The 17,180-nt window shown below is 61.3% G+C and carries 11 protein-coding genes; all 11 read left to right on the top strand.

Annotated features, from left to right (window positions below):
• The first annotated feature begins 204 nt into the window (after positions 1 to 204).
• The 11 genes from rfbB to wecB all read left to right on the top strand — a co-directional run bounded on the left by rfbB (position 205) and on the right by wecB (position 17,148).
• Entirely contained in the window at positions 205 to 1,266 is a 1,062-nt protein-coding gene (gene rfbB / locus PQR32_RS09390) for a dTDP-glucose 4,6-dehydratase (RefSeq protein ID WP_408224869.1), read from the top strand.
• A 10-nt stretch (positions 1,267 to 1,276) separates the two neighbouring features.
• On the top strand, positions 1,277 to 2,170 hold the full coding sequence (rfbA, locus tag PQR32_RS09385; RefSeq protein ID WP_408225153.1) for a glucose-1-phosphate thymidylyltransferase RfbA: 894 nt from the start codon (positions 1,277 to 1,279) through the stop codon (positions 2,168 to 2,170).
• Positions 2,155 to 2,706 (top strand): dTDP-4-dehydrorhamnose 3,5-epimerase, encoded by a 552-nt coding sequence (rfbC, locus tag PQR32_RS09380; protein WP_408224866.1) that lies wholly within the window; start codon positions 2,155 to 2,157, stop codon positions 2,704 to 2,706. Before rfbA ends, rfbC begins: the two co-directional genes overlap by 16 nt.
• 14 nt (positions 2,707 to 2,720) lie before the next feature.
• Positions 2,721 to 3,617, top strand: coding sequence for a dTDP-4-dehydrorhamnose reductase (gene rfbD / locus PQR32_RS09375; RefSeq protein ID WP_408224863.1), 897 nt, complete (start codon positions 2,721 to 2,723; stop codon positions 3,615 to 3,617).
• Positions 3,599 to 4,510 carry a glycosyltransferase family 2 protein gene (locus PQR32_RS09370; RefSeq protein WP_408224860.1) on the top strand — a complete coding sequence of 304 codons (912 nt, stop codon included), beginning with the start codon at positions 3,599 to 3,601 and terminating at the stop codon, positions 4,508 to 4,510. The genes rfbD and PQR32_RS09370 overlap by 19 nt, the downstream gene beginning before the upstream one ends.
• Before the next feature lie 84 nt (positions 4,511 to 4,594).
• On the top strand, positions 4,595 to 6,766 hold the full coding sequence (locus PQR32_RS09365; RefSeq protein WP_408224857.1) for a glycosyltransferase family 2 protein: 2,172 nt from the start codon (positions 4,595 to 4,597) through the stop codon (positions 6,764 to 6,766).
• Between the two features lie 59 nt (positions 6,767 to 6,825).
• Positions 6,826 to 7,782 (top strand): ABC transporter permease, encoded by a 957-nt coding sequence (locus PQR32_RS09360; RefSeq protein WP_408224854.1) that lies wholly within the window; start codon positions 6,826 to 6,828, stop codon positions 7,780 to 7,782.
• Positions 7,783 to 7,839: 57 nt separating this feature from the next.
• Positions 7,840 to 10,293 (top strand): glycosyltransferase, encoded by a 2,454-nt coding sequence (locus PQR32_RS09355; protein WP_408224851.1) that lies wholly within the window; start codon positions 7,840 to 7,842, stop codon positions 10,291 to 10,293.
• An 88-nt stretch (positions 10,294 to 10,381) separates the two neighbouring features.
• Entirely contained in the window at positions 10,382 to 11,857 is a 1,476-nt protein-coding gene (locus tag PQR32_RS09350) for an ABC transporter ATP-binding protein (RefSeq protein ID WP_408224848.1), read from the top strand.
• Positions 11,858 to 11,943: 86 nt separating this feature from the next.
• The gene (locus PQR32_RS09345) at positions 11,944 to 15,984 is read left to right on the top strand and encodes a glycosyltransferase (RefSeq protein ID WP_408224845.1); all 4,041 of its coding nucleotides are present in this window, start codon (positions 11,944 to 11,946) and stop codon (positions 15,982 to 15,984) included.
• Between the two features lie 27 nt (positions 15,985 to 16,011).
• Positions 16,012 to 17,148: a non-hydrolyzing UDP-N-acetylglucosamine 2-epimerase gene (gene wecB, locus PQR32_RS09340; RefSeq protein WP_408224842.1), complete on the top strand. Its 1,137-nt coding sequence runs from the start codon at positions 16,012 to 16,014 to the stop codon at positions 17,146 to 17,148.
• Positions 17,149 to 17,180: the final 32 nt, after the last annotated feature.

The raw sequence follows: 17,180 nt of genomic DNA, 5'->3' as shown, positions 1-17,180 counted from the left end.
AAATTTATCAAGCTGTTTCAAGTTGTTAGGGTCCTAGTTTTTACCTTTGGCCGCTTTATAATCGGGACTTCATAGCATTGACGTTTAAGCGCCCGCCCGCGGTGCCAGGAGCGGCGGTGCGGCGGCAAGATTCCGACACCACAACGCGTGGTGGCAGGTTAAGCCACCTATTTGACCTGCCGCCAACATCTAGAAGGGAATTTCATGATTCTGGTAACGGGCGGCGCCGGTTTTATCGGTGCCAATTTCGTGCTCGACTGGCTCAATGCGTCGGACGAAGCGGTACTGAATGTGGACAAACTGACGTACGCCGGCAATCTGGGTACGCTCAAGTCACAACAAAGCAATCCGAAGCATGTCTTTGTGCGCGCGGATATCTGCGATCGCGCCACGCTCGACGCGCTTTTCGCCGAGCACAAGCCGCGTGCCGTGCTGCATTTCGCCGCCGAGAGCCATGTGGATCGTTCGATCCATGGCCCGGCTGATTTCGTGCAAACGAACGTGGTCGGCACCTTTACGCTGCTCGAGGCGGCCCGCCACTACTGGACTGCGCTCGACGAGGCCGACAAGGCCGCGTTCCGCTTCCTGCACGTGTCGACCGATGAAGTGTTCGGCTCGCTCTCCGCTACCGATCCGCAATTCTCCGAGACCACGCCGTACGCGCCGAATAGCCCTTACTCGGCCACCAAGGCGGGTTCCGACCATCTGGTGCGCGCCTACCATCATACGTATGGCCTGCCGGTGCTCACCACGAACTGCTCGAACAACTACGGTCCGTACCAGTTCCCCGAGAAACTGATTCCGCTGATGATCGCCAACGCGCTCGGCGGCAAGCCGCTGCCGGTCTACGGCGACGGTCAGAACGTGCGCGACTGGCTGTATGTCGGCGACCATTGCAGCGCGATCCGCGAAGTACTCGCGCGCGGCACGCCGGGCGAGACGTACAACGTCGGCGGCTGGAACGAGAAGAAGAACCTCGAGGTCGTGCACACGCTGTGCGACCTGCTCGATCAGTTGCGTCCGAAGGCGGGCGCGTCGTACCGCGACCAGATCACGTATGTGAGGGATCGTCCGGGCCACGACCGCCGTTACGCAATCGACGCCCGCAAGCTCGAACGCGAACTCGGCTGGAAGCCGGCGGAAACGTTCGAAACGGGTCTGGCCAGGACGGTCCAGTGGTATCTGGACAATCAGGAATGGTCGGACGAAGTCGCCTCGGGTGACTATCGAAAGTGGGTTGAGACCAACTACGCGCAGCGCGCGTAAAGGCACGGCAATGGCGCGCAAAGGCATTATTCTCGCGGGCGGATCGGGCACCCGCCTGTATCCGATCACGCACGTGGTCTCCAAGCAGTTGCTGCCGGTCTACGACAAGCCGATGATCTACTATCCGCTGTCGACGTTGATGATTGCGGGCATTCGCGACGTGCTGATCATTTCGACGCCGCAGGACACGCCGCGCTTCGAGGCGATGCTCGGCGACGGCAGCCAGTGGGGCATGAACATCCAGTACGCGGTTCAGCCTTCGCCGGACGGACTCGCGCAGGCGTTCATCATCGGCCGGGATTTTGTGGGCAACGATCCATCTGCGCTGATTCTCGGCGACAACATCTTCTACGGCCACGATCTCGGGAAGCAGCTTGAACGCGCCAACGAGAAAGTGGAAGGCGCCACGGTCTTTGCGTACCATGTGCAGGATCCCGAACGTTATGGCGTGGTCGAATTCGACAAGCAGTTCCGCGCGCTCTCCATCGAAGAGAAGCCGACCAGACCGCGTTCGAACTACGCGGTCACGGGTCTGTATTTCTACGACAAACAGGTGTGCGACATCGCTGCGGACATCAAGCCGTCGTCGCGTGGCGAACTTGAAATCACCGACGTCAACTCGCGTTATCTCGCCAACGCCGCGCTCGAAGTCGAAATCATGGGCCGTGGCTACGCGTGGCTCGATACCGGCACGCATGACTCGCTGATCGAAGCGGCCACGTTTATTGCTACGCTGCAGAAGCGTCAGGGCCTGGTGGTCGCGTGTCCGGAAGAGATCGCTTACCGGCAACAGTGGATCGACCGCGAGCAACTGCAGGCGCTCGCCAAACCGCTCGCCAAAAATGCGTACGGGCAATATCTGCGAAACCTTCTTACGGATCAAGTGGCATGGCCATCCAAGTAACCGCTACCGCGTTGCCGGAAGTCAAGATCATCGAGCCGAAGGTGTTCGGCGATGCCCGAGGGTTTTTCTTTGAGAGCTTCAATGCGAAGGAGTTCGCCGAGCAGGTCGAGCCCGGCATCGAGTTCGTGCAGGACAACCATTCGCGCTCCGCGAAGGGCGTGCTGCGTGGGTTGCATTACCAGGTCCAGAATGCGCAAGGCAAGCTCGTGCGCGTCGTCGAAGGTGAAGTGTTCGACGTCGCGGTCGACATCCGCAAGAGCTCGCCGACGTTCGGCAAATGGGCCGGCGTGGTTTTGTCGGTCGACAACCATCGGCAGTTGTGGGTGCCACCCGGTTTTGCGCATGGGTTCGTGGTGCTGTCCGAGTCCGCGCAGTTCCTCTACAAAACTACCGACTACTGGTATCCCGAGCACGAGCGAAGCATCGTCTGGAACGATCCGGGGATCGGCATCGAATGGCCGATCGACGTCGAGCCGCTGCTGGCTGCGAAAGACGCGGCGGCCAAGCGCCTTGCCGATGCCGATGTCTTCGAATAATAAGGGGTTCTCGCATGAGCGCACATGATGTCAAGCGGACGATCCTCGTCACCGGCGTAAATGGCCAGGTGGGCTTCGAGCTCGCGCGTACGCTGCAGGGGCTCGGCACCGTGGTCGCGGTGGACCGGGCCGCCATGGATCTGTCCAACCCGGATCAGGTTCGTGCCGTGGTGCGCAACATTCGCCCGGCACTGATTGTCAATCCCGCAGCCTACACCGCGGTCGACAAGGCGGAAGAGGAGCTCGATCTCGCCATGCGCATCAACGGCGAAGTGCCGGGCGTGCTCGCTGAAGAAGCGAAAAAGCTGGGCGCGGCGCTGGTTCACTATTCGACCGACTACGTGTTCAATGGCGAGAAAGATGGCGCCTACGTCGAAGACGATCCCACCGATCCGCAAAACGCGTATGGACGCACCAAGCTGGCCGGCGAGCGGGCCATCGCCGCGAGTGGCTGCGCGCACCTCATTTTCCGCACGAGCTGGGTGTACGGCACGCGCGGCAAGAACTTCCTGCTGACGATGCTGCGCCTTGGCGCGGAGCGCGACGAGCTGAGCGTGGTCGCCGACCAGATCGGCGCGCCGACCTGGTCGAAAACGATTGCGGCGCTCACTGCGAACGTACTCGCACAGGCAGCGGCGCCAGGTCAGAGCGACTGGTGGCAGCAGCATTCGGGCGTTTATCACCTGACCGCGACGGGTTCGGCGTCGTGGCACGGTTTTGCCGAAGCCATTTTCGAACTGTCGGGCCTGGCGAAAACGCCGACCGTCAAACCGATCCGGGCTGCCTCCTATCCGACGCCGGCGAAGCGGCCAGGCAACTCGCGCATGTCGAATGACAAGCTTGCACGGACGTTCGGCGTGCAAGCGCCGGACTGGCGCGACGCCTTGCAACTTTGCATGGCCGAGCGTTGAGCAACACGCCGCGAACATCGCGTACGGGGGCTGTCGTTGTTTTCTACAACCCCGATGCGGCCTGTATCGAGCGGGCCAACCGGCTCGCGGCGAGAATGTACTGTGTGGTGGTCGACAACACGCCGGGCGTGCGCCCGGCGAGCGAGCTGGGACTAGCCGGCACGATCGAGTATCTCGCCAACGGTGAGAATGTGGGTATCGCGACAGCGATCAATCAGGGCGTTGAAGCGCTGATTCGCGGCGGCTCTGACCTGGCGATCATCTTCGATCAGGACAGCGAGCCGCCCGCGTCGCTATTTACGGAGTTGCCGAAGGTCATCGACGCGGCCAACGCATCAGGCGAGCGTGTCGCGCTGGTGGGCCCGGCCTACGAAGATTCGCGCCTGCGCGGCCTCGCGCCGTTCGTGCGCTTCAGATGGGGTTCGCTGCGGAGGATCGAGCCGCAGGGCGATCAGCCCATCGAGGTCGACTTCCTGATTTCGTCGGGGTCGTGCATCAATTTGCGCTGGTGGTCGAGCATCGGTCCGATGGACGACGCGCTTTTCATCGATTTTGTCGACCTGGAATGGTGTGTGCGTGCCAAGCAGAAGGGCTATCGGGTGCTGGGCGTGCCGTGGGTGCACATGAGCCATGAACTGGGCGGCGAGCCGGTCCACGTACTGGGCCGCGCGTATCCCATGCATAGCCCGTCGCGCCATTACTACCTGTTCCGCAACGCCGTTGTGCTGATCGGCCGTTCCTATGTGCCCTGGACGTGGAAGTCGTCCGAACTGGTCAAATTTCCCGTGCGGCTCGTCATCTATTCATTGATGCCCACGCAGCGGAAGGCCCATTTGAAAATGGCGTTGCTTGGCATATGGGATGGCATTCGCGGGCGGCTGGGCAGACTTTAGAGCGCGGGGCAGCGGTGGTCAGTGCCATGGGTCCGGAACCCTACGAGCAGCAGTCATCTCGTCGGATGAGCAGGAAGGAAATGCATGAACACAAAATATGGTGAGCATCAGCAGGATGTAGTCAGTCAGGACGTCTCCCAAGATGAGCCGTTGTCGCATGGCGCGGAGGATACGCACCATCTTCAGGGGCGTGTGGCACTGCTCGAGAAACTGCTTGATGATGCGCTGCACGATGGCGAGTCGATCGCGAAGCTGAACAATCGGATTCTGAAACTGGAAGTTGAGAAGGCCGCTTTGCTCAATTCGACCTCGTGGCGGGTGACGGCGCCGCTGCGCTCGGTTGCCCGTGTCGTGCTGGCGGTGCGCCTCGCATTCAGCACCATTGGCCGCCAGGCTGAGGTGAGGGGCGGCTTGGGTAGCGCATTGGGCTACTACGCGTCGACGATCCGTCGCGAAGGTCTGCCGGGCGTCGTGGCGCGCGTGCGCCGGCTCAAAAGCGGCCGCGGTTTCGCCGACGGTCCGCCGCGTGACGAGGTCTACCACGAGTGGATTAACCTGTACGACACGGTCACGCCGACGAGGCAACTCGAAATCGAAGCGGAAATCGGCCTGCTGACGCGCAAGCCGTTGATCTCCGTCGTCGTGCCCACGTTCAATAGCGACGAACGCTTGCTGCGCGAAATGGTTGCCTCGGTTCGGGCGCAGATCTATCCGCATTGGGAGCTGTGCATCGCGGACGATGCGTCGACCCAGCCACACGTCAAGGTCGTCCTGCAGGAACTGGCCGCTGCCGACAGCCGCATCAAGGTCGTCTTCCGCGAGACGAACGGCCACATTTCCGAAGCCAGCAATAGCGCGCTCGCGTTGGCAACGGGCGAATACGTCGCCTTGCTGGATCACGACGACCTGCTGCCGCCCCACGCGCTGTACATGGTGGCGCGCTACATCAATCAGCATCCGCAAGGCCGGCTGTTCTACAGCGACGAAGACAAGCTCACCACCGAGGGCAAGCGCACCACGCCTTACTTCAAGTGCGACTGGAACCCACAAATGTTCCTCACCCAGAACATGTTTTCCCATCTCGGCGTGTTCGAGACGAAGCTGGTTCGGGAAGCGGGCGGCTTCAGGAAGGGCTTCGAAGGCAGCCAGGATTACGATCTGGCGTTGCGCTGCGTGGAGCTTGCCGGCGACGACAGCGTGATCCACATTCCACATGTGCTGTATCACTGGCGCATCGTGCCCGGCAGCACGGCGGGCAGCGGCAGCGAGAAGCCTTATGCGTTGATCGCCGCGATTCGCGCGCTGGAAGATCACCTGAAGCGGGCCAACATCAGCGCGACGGTGGAGCATCCGATCGAAACACTCGGCGTGCTGCGCGTGCGCTATACGCTGCCGAGTCCGCAGCCCAAAGTGTCGATCATCATTCCGACGCGGGACGGGCTCGCGCTGCTCAAGCAATGTCTGGACAGTATTTTTACGCGCACGCTTTATCAGAATTTCGAAATCGTCATCGTCGACAACGGCAGCGTGAAGCCGGAGACGCTGAGCTATTTCGACGAAGTGTCGCAGCGTCCTGATGTGCGTGTATTGCACGATGAATCGCCGTTTAATTTCTCGGCTCTGAATAATCGCGCGGCGCGCGTGGCGACCGGCGAATTCCTGTGTCTGTTGAATAACGATATCGAGGTGATCTCGCCGGACTGGTTGAATGAAATGGTCAGTCTCGCCAGTCTGCCGCGCACCGGCGCGGTGGGCGCCTGCCTGTGGTATCCGAATGATGCGTTGCAGCACGGCGGCGTGGTGGTCGGTCTCGGCGGGATCGCGGGCCACATGCACCACATGATGAAGCGTGGGCATTACGGGTACTTCGGCCGGGCGGTGGCGACGCAGAATCTGTCTGCGGTGACCGCGGCCTGCCTCGTCGTCAGGAAGTCGGTCTACGACGAAGTGGGCGGCCTGGAAGAAGAACTGGCGGTCGCCTTCAACGACGTGGACTTCTGCATGAAGCTGCTGAAGGCGGGCTACCGCAATATCTGGACGCCGTATGCCGAGCTGTACCACCACGAATCGGCCACGCGTGGCTCGGACCATGACCCCGTGAAGTACGAGCGCTTCGTCAGCGAGATTCGCCGCATGGAGGCACGTTGGGAGGGCTGGTTCGAACGGGATCCGGCATACAACCCCAATCTGTCGCTCAGCGCCGAGGTTCTGCCGTTTACGCTGGCGTCGCCGCCGCGCATCGGTCAGTTCGAGTAGCTTGCGGTGCAGGCGGCCTGACGCCTGCACGAAGGGACTTGCGGCGCGCAAGACCTGATTTGACTGGGTTCAGTCCGCTACGGCAGAATGCCGGGTTAAGATGGCGGCGGCTGTATCCAGAAATATTCATTGCGTTCCGGCGCGCCTGTCAACACGGCGCCGGGATTTTTAGCATCGTTTGTATCGGTTTAGACAATCGAACGCAGACGGTTTGTCGGAATCTATCAATGCAAATTTCTGTTTTGCGGCATCGGTCGCTCTTGTGGGACTTCGTCCGCCGGGACCTTGCGACTAAATTCCGTGGTTCGGCGCTCGGCTCCGTCTGGATGATCGTTACGCCAATCCTCACTTTGCTGGTCTATTTCTTTGTTTTTAGCGTCGTGTTTAAGGCGCGCTGGGCAGGCGAAGGGTTAAACAGTAAGGCGTCCGCACTGATTCTCTTCAGCGGACTGATCACTTACACGTTCTTTTCCGAATGCTTTCTGCGCGCGCCGATGCTGATGCGCGAGAATCCGAACTTTATCAAGAAGGTCGTGTTCCCGCTCGAAGTATTGCCGCTCGCCATCACCCTGTCCGCGGTCGTGAACGCGGCGATCGGCTACGGCCTTCTGCTCTTGTTCAACCTGGTGTTCGTCGGCCTGCCGCCGCTGTCCGCCATTGCGCTGCCGGTCGTGCTGCTGCCGATGTTTTTCGCCGTGCTGGGCGTGACGTATCTGCTGGCGTCGCTCGGCGTGTATCTGCCCGATATCAAGCTGCTGGTGCCGCCGGTTTCCATGGCGATCATGTATCTGAGCCCGGTGTTCTATCCGCTCGACATGGTGCCGAAAATCCTGCGATTCGCGGTTGCGATGAATCCTTTTACGCCGGTGCTGGAAAACGTACGGCACGTGTTTTTCTTTGGCGAATGGCCGGATCCGCTGGGCATGATTATTCAGTTGGCGATTTCGATTGCTTTTCTATGCGCATGCTATTGGTTTTTCATGAAATCCAAAAAAGGATTTCCTGATGTGCTTTAAGAAATTCGCCAGGAAAGTATAAGTCGAATTAACGTCGGCAAGTATTGGATTAATATAATGAATAGCAAGAAGGCGCGTGTTGGGATTATTATCGTAACCTTCAATTCGGCGGAGGTGTTCGCGCTTGCGATCGAGAGTCTGATCAAGACCCGAAGCGATACGGAATTCGTGGTGGCCGCGATCGATAACGCATCCCGGCCGCCTGAGCGTGCCGCCGTGCAGGCCACGTTCGAGAACGCCGTCGCCCAGCATGGCCTGCAAGGCAAATTCTTTCAGCAGGACAAGAACCTCGGATTTGCCGGCGGCAACAACATCGGTATCGAGTACTGCCTGTCGGACCCGACGATCACGCATATCTGCCTGCTCAATAGCGATGTCATCGTCACCGACCATTGGCTGGACTACCTCGTCGCGGCGGATAAGGATGCGATCGGCCCGCTAACCAACGCGTCGAACAATGAGCAGGGCATTCCCATTCCCTACCATCTCGGCGATCGCAACAGACTGGGCGAAGGCAGCGCCGCGCTCGATATGCCGGTGCTCACCGAGTTCGCTATTCGCCGGCGCGAAGGCTGGTTGGGCTTGACTGTCGACAGCGACTTCCTGAGCTATTACTGCGTGCTGTTTTCGCGCGAGCTGATCGAACGCGTAGGCACGCTCGACGAGCGCTTCTTTCCAGGCGCCTACGAAGACGACGACCATTGCGTCCGCATTCTGGAAGGCGGTTTCAAAATGCATGTGGCGCGCGATGTGTATATCCATCACTGGGGCTCGGCGTCGTTCGGCAAACTGGATGTCGTCGAGGCGCAAGGGTTCGCCGCGCAGAACCGCGCGCGTTTCGAAGAGAAGCATGGCCGCGCATGGCAAGACCGCACGCGCCTGTCCGTGACCGCCTGGATGCAGGATTCGTTGTTTGCGATTGCCTCGCCGAAGCGGTTTCCGATTCACCTCGAAACGCATCACCTGTACGCGCGTCAGATGCGCACGCTCGTGGAAGGCCTCGAGGGCTACGCGAAACACCTGAGCGGCGAAATTGCGCGCATGCAAGCGGAGCGGTTGACCGACCTGCGTTCACTGGTGATGGGGCGTCATGTCGACGAACGTGCGTCGGCGGCTTCGTTGCTCCCCGTGATCAGCAGCATCGACGCGGACATCGAGCAATACCTGTCGACGGACGGCGAGGCGGTCGCGCCGAAGATCGTGCAGCGCATGACGGTTCGGTTCGAGTCGCTCGCTCATGACCTGGAGGCGCTGGTCGCCAGGACGGCGGGCATGGCTCGCGAACTTACCGCAATGCAGGCGGCCAAGCTGAAAGACAAGCCGCTCGGACTGATGCAGCGAGTGACGAACCGGCTGGCTCGCGCGGCGCAATTCCCCACCTCGAAGGTGAGCCGTCTCGTGCGCGGATACGAATTGTTGCAACTGATGCTCCACGGCGAAGGAATTCTTTTCTTCGCTCCGTATCCGACCAGGGAGCGTGAACGCGACGGCTACTTCCAGCGCGTGAAGGCGATCGATTCGCTGTTTCCCTCGAAGCACCGGGTGTATTGCGATGTGCGGGGTCATGTGGAGGCCAAGCCTTTTATCGAAAGGGCGGCGCACAACGCCTGGGTTCTCAATATCTCCCTGCATTCGGTCAATCAATGCCGGGTCGTGGCGCTGCTGGCGCGCCGCTTCAAGCGCGTTTATTTCCACAGCGTCTTGCGCATGCCGAATGCGGCCGCTGAAGCGGCGCTCCGCGTACCGGGCCTGAAATGGGTCCTCGACGTGCACGGTGTCGTGCCCGAAGAGTTTCGGATGCACAATGATTTCTTCTCCGCGCGCATCCATGACGATTGCGAGCGCATGGCGGCGGAGAAAGCGAGCCGTGTGATCGTCGTGTCGCAGGCCATGGGCAACTATCTGGCGCACAAGTACCGCGAGTTGCTGCGCGCGAAAGTGATCGTGTTGCCGATCTTCGCCCTGGAAGAGGGCAGTGAAGCGGTGCGGCCCTACAAGGAAGGCCGGCCCACGGTCATTTATGCCGGCGGCACGCAGAAGTGGCAAAACGTACCTGCCATGATGAACGTGGTCGCGCGAGCCCTGGAACACGCCGACTGGTGGATGTACACGCCGGATGTCGGCGTGATGAGAAACGCGGCGGCGCCTGAGGTTCAGGCCCATCCGAACTTCCATGTGGCCAGCGCGACGCGCGCTGAACTCAACGAGGTGTATCAGCACTGCCATTTCGGCTTCATCCTGCGGGACGACATGGTGGTGAACCACGTGTCCTGCCCGACGAAGTTGATCGAGTATCTGGCGTTCGGCATCGTGCCCATTGTGGATACGCCCAACATCGGCGACTTCAACACATACGGCATGCGTTTCGTGAAGGTCGAGGATTTTGCCAAGGGGCTCATTCCGGACGCAGCAACGCGCATGGAGATGGCCGCACACAATCGGGCGATCTGCGAGCGGCTGGTCGAGCAGAAGGCCACCGGCGAGAAGGAACTCATCGAGGCGCTGACCTAGTCGGCTAACCGGGGCCGCCGCGCACGAGAGGCGGGCGGCTCCCGATCACAGCTTTGTTTAAAGCTGTTCATCAACAAAGAGAGTGGTCTTGGACGATATAGCTATCCACGTTCGTGATCTGAGCAAGCGTTACGAACTTTATGCGAAGCCTCACCATCGGCTGGCGCAGATGCTGCTCCGTGGCCGTCGCCAGTTTTTCGGCGAATTCTGGCCGCTGCGCAACATCTCCTTCAACGTGAAGAAGGGCGAAGCGGTGGGTATCGTGGGCCGCAACGGCGCCGGCAAATCGACGCTGCTGCAGATCATCGCCGGGGTCCTGTCGCCCACGCAAGGCGATGTGAAGGTGCACGGCCGGGTCGCGGCTCTGCTGGAATTGGGCAGCGGTTTCAACCCGGAATTTACGGGCCGCGAAAACGCGTATCTGAATGGCTCGATTCTCGGCCTGACGCGCAAGGAGATGGACGCGGCCATGCCGGAGATCATCCGCTTCGCGGCGATCGGCGATTTCTTCGACCAACCCGTCAAGCATTACTCGAGCGGGATGATGGTGCGCGTCGCATTCGCGGTGCAGGTGCAACTGAATCCGGATGTGCTGATCGTCGACGAGGCACTGGCAGTGGGCGACGCGTTGTTCCAGAAGCGCTGCTATCAGCGCATTCGTCAGCTGCGGGATCGTGGCGTCGCGATTCTGTTCGTGTCGCACGACATCGAGTCGGTCCGAACATTTACCGACCGCGCCATTTTGCTTCACCACGGCGAGGTCATGGCGGCAGGGCCGTCCGGCGAAGTCGTGCTGGCCTATCGCAAACTCTTGCACGACGAGGAAAACCTCGCCAAAGCGAAGGAGATCGCCGAGCACAAGCAGGCAGTCAAGGCGGACACGGCACCGAAGGTCGCGGCGCCTGTCGAGTCGCCGCAGTTGACGGCGCCTGCCGCGACGGCCGAGCCGCTCGAGGCCGCTGCCGCCGAGGGGCACCTTGCGCAAGCCGTGTCGAATGTCTCGGACGCAGCGGATCAGATGGAAACGGAGGCGCGCAACGAAGGCGGCAAATTCGAATTCGGCAGCCTGGAAGCGCTGATTACGGACGTCTCCGTGCTGGATGGCGCGGGCGAGCAATGCACGACGTTCTATACCGGCGATACGATCAAGATCGTGGTGAAATTCTCGATCCGGGAGGACATGGACAAGCTCTATGTCAATCTGCGTATCCGTAACAAGGAAGGCATCAAGATGTACTCCTGGGGGACGTTCAACCAGGACGCAGAACTGATCGCCGGGAAGCAGGACGGCTTCATTTTCTGGAACCGGAAGTTCCGCGCGGGCGAAGAGCATTCCGTCGTCTTCACGATGGACTCCTGCTCGCTCGGCGAAAACTTCTACGAAGTGCAGGCCTCGCTGATCCACCAGGAGTCGATGAACTTCTCTGATCAGGCAATCTTGCACTGGATCGACGAGGCCGCGTTCTTCATGGTCCGCGCGCGTGTCGACACGCATTTCTTCGGCGGCGTGTGCGATCTGCACATGCGCGCCGAACTTGAAGCACCCACCGGCGAAGCCTCGTAAGTGAACGCCTGTCAGTCGCAACAACCAGGAGCGGCTGGCCTCCTTCGACAAAACGGCTCGCCGTACAAAACCTTGGTGTTGACTGTATGACCGTGTTTTCAAGCCTCGATGTGCGAGCATGCTTGCGCCAGTGCGTAACCTGTTTCGGGCACGGCAAGATCCTGTATATCGGCGCGCATGCCGCTGCTGCGCTCGACTTCCTGCTGGCCGCCGGAACCGATCCGTACGCGCTTTCGCTCGACGCGGATGGCGGGGCGCAAGCCGATCATCGGTTCGTGTCAAATCGGCTCGAAGCGGCGTCCGTCACGGCGCCCGCTCTCGACATTGCCCAGCGCGAATCTTTCGACGCGGCGATCGTGGTTCTCCCGCGGAACAGCCACGCCACCGAGGCGGCAGTCTGGCTCAAGCTGATCGCGGATGCCGGCGTCACGAGCGTCGCGTTGATGAGCCCGCTCGCGCAAGACGAAGCCGGCCTTGCTTCCAGCGGCCCCGTCAAAGCACAAGCCTTCGAACTCGGGTTCCGCATCCATGCCCGTTTGACATTCGCGCGGCTGACTTGTCCGCTGCCCCCGTTGGGCGGCTTCGAAGTCTGCGCTTTCGAGCGTGCTGCAAACGCCTCGACCGGGCAACGCCCCGCGGAAGCCGAAGATGTCTTGCTGCATACCGACCCGGCGTCGCAAACCGCAGTCGCTGAGTTCACGCAGATCGGCAGTTTCGTACGAGCCGGCGACGCCGTTCTCGTGCTGGACGACACCGCCGGCAGCGGTGCCTACATCGTTGCGCAGAACTCGACAGCGAGTCACGTGCTCGGCATCGTGCCGGACGCGCAGCGGTGCGGCTATGCGGCGAGTCAATATGGCGTGGCCAATCGCGTCGATTTCAAACCGTGGTCCGGTGAGGAATTGCATGGCCTTGCAAGTCATTCTTTCGACGTGGTGATTTGCCGTGACGTTCGCCGGTTCGCGCCGCTAGACTGGCCGCGACTCGCCGACATCGTGCGGCCGGGTGGCCGCTTGATTCTCGGCATGACGGCGCCGGAGAGCACGGGCGACGCTTCTGCCAAAGCGCAGTCTCCTGTCGAACTGCTGCGCTCGACTACGGGTTCGACTCACGCAAGCTGGCTGCCGGAATGCGCTTTTATTTCGCCGCCGGATACGCCGTCGGACTTTGCATGGCGCAAGATAGAACTCGACGAGCGTACGACGGCCAGTGACGGCCACCTGATCGTCGTCTCGATGCGCGATCCCGTCGGCGCGGATCCGTCGGCTTTTGTCGATACGATGTACAAGCACGCCGATTCGCCGGCGTTCAATGTGTTGCCGGACGGACGCAGCATGGTGAATCCATGGCTCTTCAGGAGCATGGTGACCATCGGCACGCGCATGGACAACGACGCCGAATTGGGCAGCCTGCAAGCGCGAGTCTTGCAGCAGGCGCCGCACGACACCGCCGACTACGGCGCCGCGCTTTGCGGCCACGCCTATCGCGTGCTTGCTGCGCGGGCCTCGACGGAAACGGTTCGCACATGTGTGGCGGAAATTCAGGCGTACCTCGATACGAACAAGAACGACGCGCAGTATCTGCGGTGGTCGATCTCGCAGAGTTACGTGGCCGCGAAACTCTTGCAGGCGGTAGGTGACCTGGAAGGTGCCGAGGCCTGGGCGTTGAAGTGCGCCGCGATGGACCCGGTTCCTTTTAGTCCGCTGCTGGCCACCAAGACGGTTGCTGCGCTCGACCTTGCGGCCAGCTTTGCCGTGGCTCGCCGCGACTATGAAACCGCGCGACGGTATCTCGAGCGAGCGGTGCGGGAAGTCCAGCGGGTTCTGTCGGGTGACTGGGTCAACATCCTCGGCGACCTGTCGAAGCCACTGAGCTTCGGCTTGCCGGAAGTTTCGCAACTGGCCGAACTGGGTGCGCGGTGTGCGTATCTTCTAAACTATCTCGCCGACGCCGGGTATCGCCCCGGACTGGTGTGGCGTGAACACCGGGGCTTTTATGAACGTGGGTTCGAAGCAAAGGATACGCAGATCGGGGCTCTGTTGGAACGCAACACCTTCCTGTATGGCGAGACACAACGTCTGGAGGATTTCGTCCGCGAATTGAGAGGCGAAGCCGATCGGCTGGAAGGCGTCATTCAGCAAGGCAAGAACGAGGAAGCTCGCCTCGAGGGCGTGATTAGACAGAAGGATAGCGAAGTGGCGGCTCTCAAACAGACCGTTGCTGCTGACGAAGCACAGGCGACCCGTCTTGTGGCGACGCTCGAGGAACAACAGCGCGTTGGCGACGCGCTGCGCGCGTCCGCTGAGCGAACGCTGGGGGCGCGGTTGCGTCGCGTGTTGCGTGCGCTTGCCAGGCGGGCTCGCGCGGCGGTCAAGGCACCTCAGCCTACGCCGGTCGTCTCGGCCCCAGCGGCCGTCAAGCGCTTTGCCAATGCGCCGTTATTGCTCGACGAACGACGCGTCGCGCAGTGGCTCGGTCAGTTCGATACGGACGCGCCTCGCTGGGCGTCGAGCCAGACGCTCGCATCCGTCTTGCCGGCTAGCGAGCGTGGTGCGAGCGACCTGAATGCCGACGACACGCAACTGAAAATCATCGCCGCAGCCGACTTGCCGTCTTTGACGCCGCAAGCGTCGGGCGTGGTGATCGTCGCGGTGTTCAAGGCGGGTGACAATCCGTACGCATTACGCAGCGACGTCTACGACCATGTGGACTTGTGTATCGCACTCGACCATCAGGTATTCCTGGGACTGGCGCTGCTTCACCCCATGGTGATCGAGACGACGCCCGCGAACGTCGTCGACTCCGCGCGCCGTTTCTGGACGGCGACCAATAGCACGCAATCGCTGGCGGTACCGGACGCGGCCGCCTTCGAGCCGTCGGTCGCACCGGTCGTCATGTTGCAGGTCGACAGCTTCATGGTCGGCGGTCTCGAACGTGTCGTCTTTGACCTGCTGGACCGCTTGGGCAAAGCGGGCTTTCGGCCCATGCTCGGCGTCACCGGCGAAATCGCGACCGAGGCCGAGGCCGAACTCAAGCAACGGCAGTTCAACTACGCGCGCCTGCCCAGCGATCCCGCGGAGCTTCGCGCAGTGCTGGTCGAGCGGAAGGTGGCGCTCGTCAACGCTCATTATTCGCTGTCGCTCGGTGAGGTCTGCGCTTCGCTGAAAATCCCGTTTGTCCAAACCGTGCATAACATGTACATGTGGCTCGACGCCGCGGGCAAGGAACAGTGGCGTCGCGTGGACGAAGTGACGGACGCCTATATCTGCGTGTCGGCCAACGTCGCGATGTTCGCCGATGTGAATCTGCGCTTGAGCGCGGACCGGATGATCGTCGTGCCGAACGGCTGCGACTCGGGCAGCGCAATGCCCTTGCTCGAACCGGAGCGCGACGTCGCGCTGCGCGAGGAACTTGGGTTTCCGGCGGATAGTCCCGTGTTCCTCAACGTCGCTTCGATCAATCCGGTGAAGGGGCAGGGCTTGCTGATCGACGCATTTGCGATCGCGCATGCGAAGCGGCCCGATATCCGCCTCGTGATCCTCGGCAAGCACTCGGATGCCGGATACTCCGCGCAACTTCAGGCGCGCATCGTGCATCACGGCCTCCAGGGCGTGGTGTCGATGCCCGGTTACCGGTCCGACGTCTATCGATTCGTCGATCTCGCGCGCGCAGTCGTGATGCCGTCCTTTACCGAAGGCTGGAGTCTGGCGATATCAGAAGCGCTTCAGCGTAACGCGCCGGTCATCGCCACCGACGTCGGCGGCGCCCGCGAACAGTTGATTGGCGAGGCAAGCACGGTGATTCGCGCCTATCGTGATGACTGGTCGACACTGGACGGCACCGAGTTCTATCAGGCAATCGCAAACGAGTGGGAATTGCACGCGGTTCGCGACGAACTCGCCAGAACGATTGTCGACCACGCCGAACGGCCGGTACGCCAGCCGCGCGACGGCTTGCAGCAGTCGTTCCAGTCGATGACACCGGCCGAGGCCTACACGCGGCACGTGGAGATTTTCGCGGCCATCCTGACCCGCACAAACGCCGATTGCGTTCGCTATGCGTCGTATCTGCCTCAGCGTCAAAGCCGTTACTTCAAGTTGACCGATGCGCGGCCCGAAGTGGTCTGAAGCCGCCGGTTTCATAGGATATCTACCATGGCAAAGAAAAAAGTAGTGGTGTTTGCCGGCACGCGGCCGGAAGCGATCAAGGTCATTTCGGTCGTGCAGGCGCTGCGCGCGGCTCACGAGGATTTCGACGTGTGCCTGTGTTCGGTCGGGCAGCATCGGGAAATGTTGATGCAGGCTTTCGCGGACTTCGGCGTGACGCCGGACGCGAGTCTGGACGTGATGTCGCAGAATCAGTCGCTGGCAGGCTTGAGTGCGCGGCTCTTCACCGCGATCGACGAGTTCCTCGCCGCGCAGTCGCCCGATATCATCCTCGTGCAGGGCGACACGATGACCGTTCAGGTCGCCGCGTTGACGGCGTTCTATCGACGCATTCGCGTCGGGCACATCGAAGCCGGGCTGCGCAGTCATGACATGGCCGCGCCGTTTCCGGAGGAACTCAATCGACGTGTGGCCTCGCTCGTGACCGACGTCCACTTCGCGCCGACGGAATTGTCGAAGAAGAATCTGCTTGCCGAGCAGGTGCCCGCGGACCAGATCTTCGTGACTGGCAATACCGTAGTGGACGCGCTGTATCTGATGCTCGAACGCCTGAAGAACGAGCATGTCGAGTTGCCGGAGCGAGTCGAGGCCGCACTCGCGGAAGGGCGGCGGATCGTGCTGGTGACGGGGCATCGTCGCGAGAGTTTCGGGCCTGGGTTCGAGAACATCTGCACGGCGTTGCGGAAAATCGCCGAGGCGCATCCGGACGTGCGCATCGTCTATCCGGTGCACATGAATCCGAAGGTCCGGGAAGTGGTCAACCGCGTGTTGAGCGATCAGGCGGGGGTCTATCTGGAAGAACCGCTGACCTACAAGCCGTTCCAGCGGCTCATGGCGGCGAGTCATATCATCCTCACCGATTCGGGCGGCATTCAGGAAGAGGGTCCGGCGTTGGGCAAGCCGGTTCTGGTGATGCGCGATGTGACCGAGCGGCCGGAAGGCGTGGAGTCCGGCGTCAACAAACTGGTCGGTACGGATGTCGATACAATCGTTCGTGAGACTGCGCGCTTGCTCGACGATGAAGCCGCGTATCAGGCGATGTCGGCCGGCAAGAATCCGTTTGGCGATGGTACGGCTGGCGAGCAGATCGTTGCCATTCTGAAGTCGATGTTTGCCTCGAAGTAAGGGCGAAGTAAGGCGTTCGAATCGCGCGTGCG

Origin of the sequence: Paraburkholderia dipogonis (assembly GCF_046027395.1) — a bacterium.
In the GTDB taxonomy this organism is placed as follows: Bacteria; Pseudomonadota; Gammaproteobacteria; order Burkholderiales; family Burkholderiaceae; genus Paraburkholderia; species Paraburkholderia dipogonis_A.
This window is presented reverse-complemented; position numbering and strand designations above follow the sequence as displayed.

Coding starts and splice junctions, on each gene's coding strand:
- rfbB (WP_408224869.1), top strand. CDS start 205: ATGATTCTGGTAACGGGCGGCGCCGGTTTTATCGGTGCCAATTTCGTG.
- rfbA (WP_408225153.1), top strand. CDS start 1,277: ATGGCGCGCAAAGGCATTATTCTCGCGGGCGGATCGGGCACCCGCCTG.
- rfbC (WP_408224866.1), top strand. CDS start 2,155: ATGGCCATCCAAGTAACCGCTACCGCGTTGCCGGAAGTCAAGATCATC.
- rfbD (WP_408224863.1), top strand. CDS start 2,721: ATGAGCGCACATGATGTCAAGCGGACGATCCTCGTCACCGGCGTAAAT.
- PQR32_RS09365 (WP_408224857.1), top strand. CDS start 4,595: ATGAACACAAAATATGGTGAGCATCAGCAGGATGTAGTCAGTCAGGAC.
- PQR32_RS09355 (WP_408224851.1), top strand. CDS start 7,840: ATGAATAGCAAGAAGGCGCGTGTTGGGATTATTATCGTAACCTTCAAT.
- PQR32_RS09345 (WP_408224845.1), top strand. CDS start 11,944: ATGACCGTGTTTTCAAGCCTCGATGTGCGAGCATGCTTGCGCCAGTGC.
- wecB (WP_408224842.1), top strand. CDS start 16,012: ATGGCAAAGAAAAAAGTAGTGGTGTTTGCCGGCACGCGGCCGGAAGCG.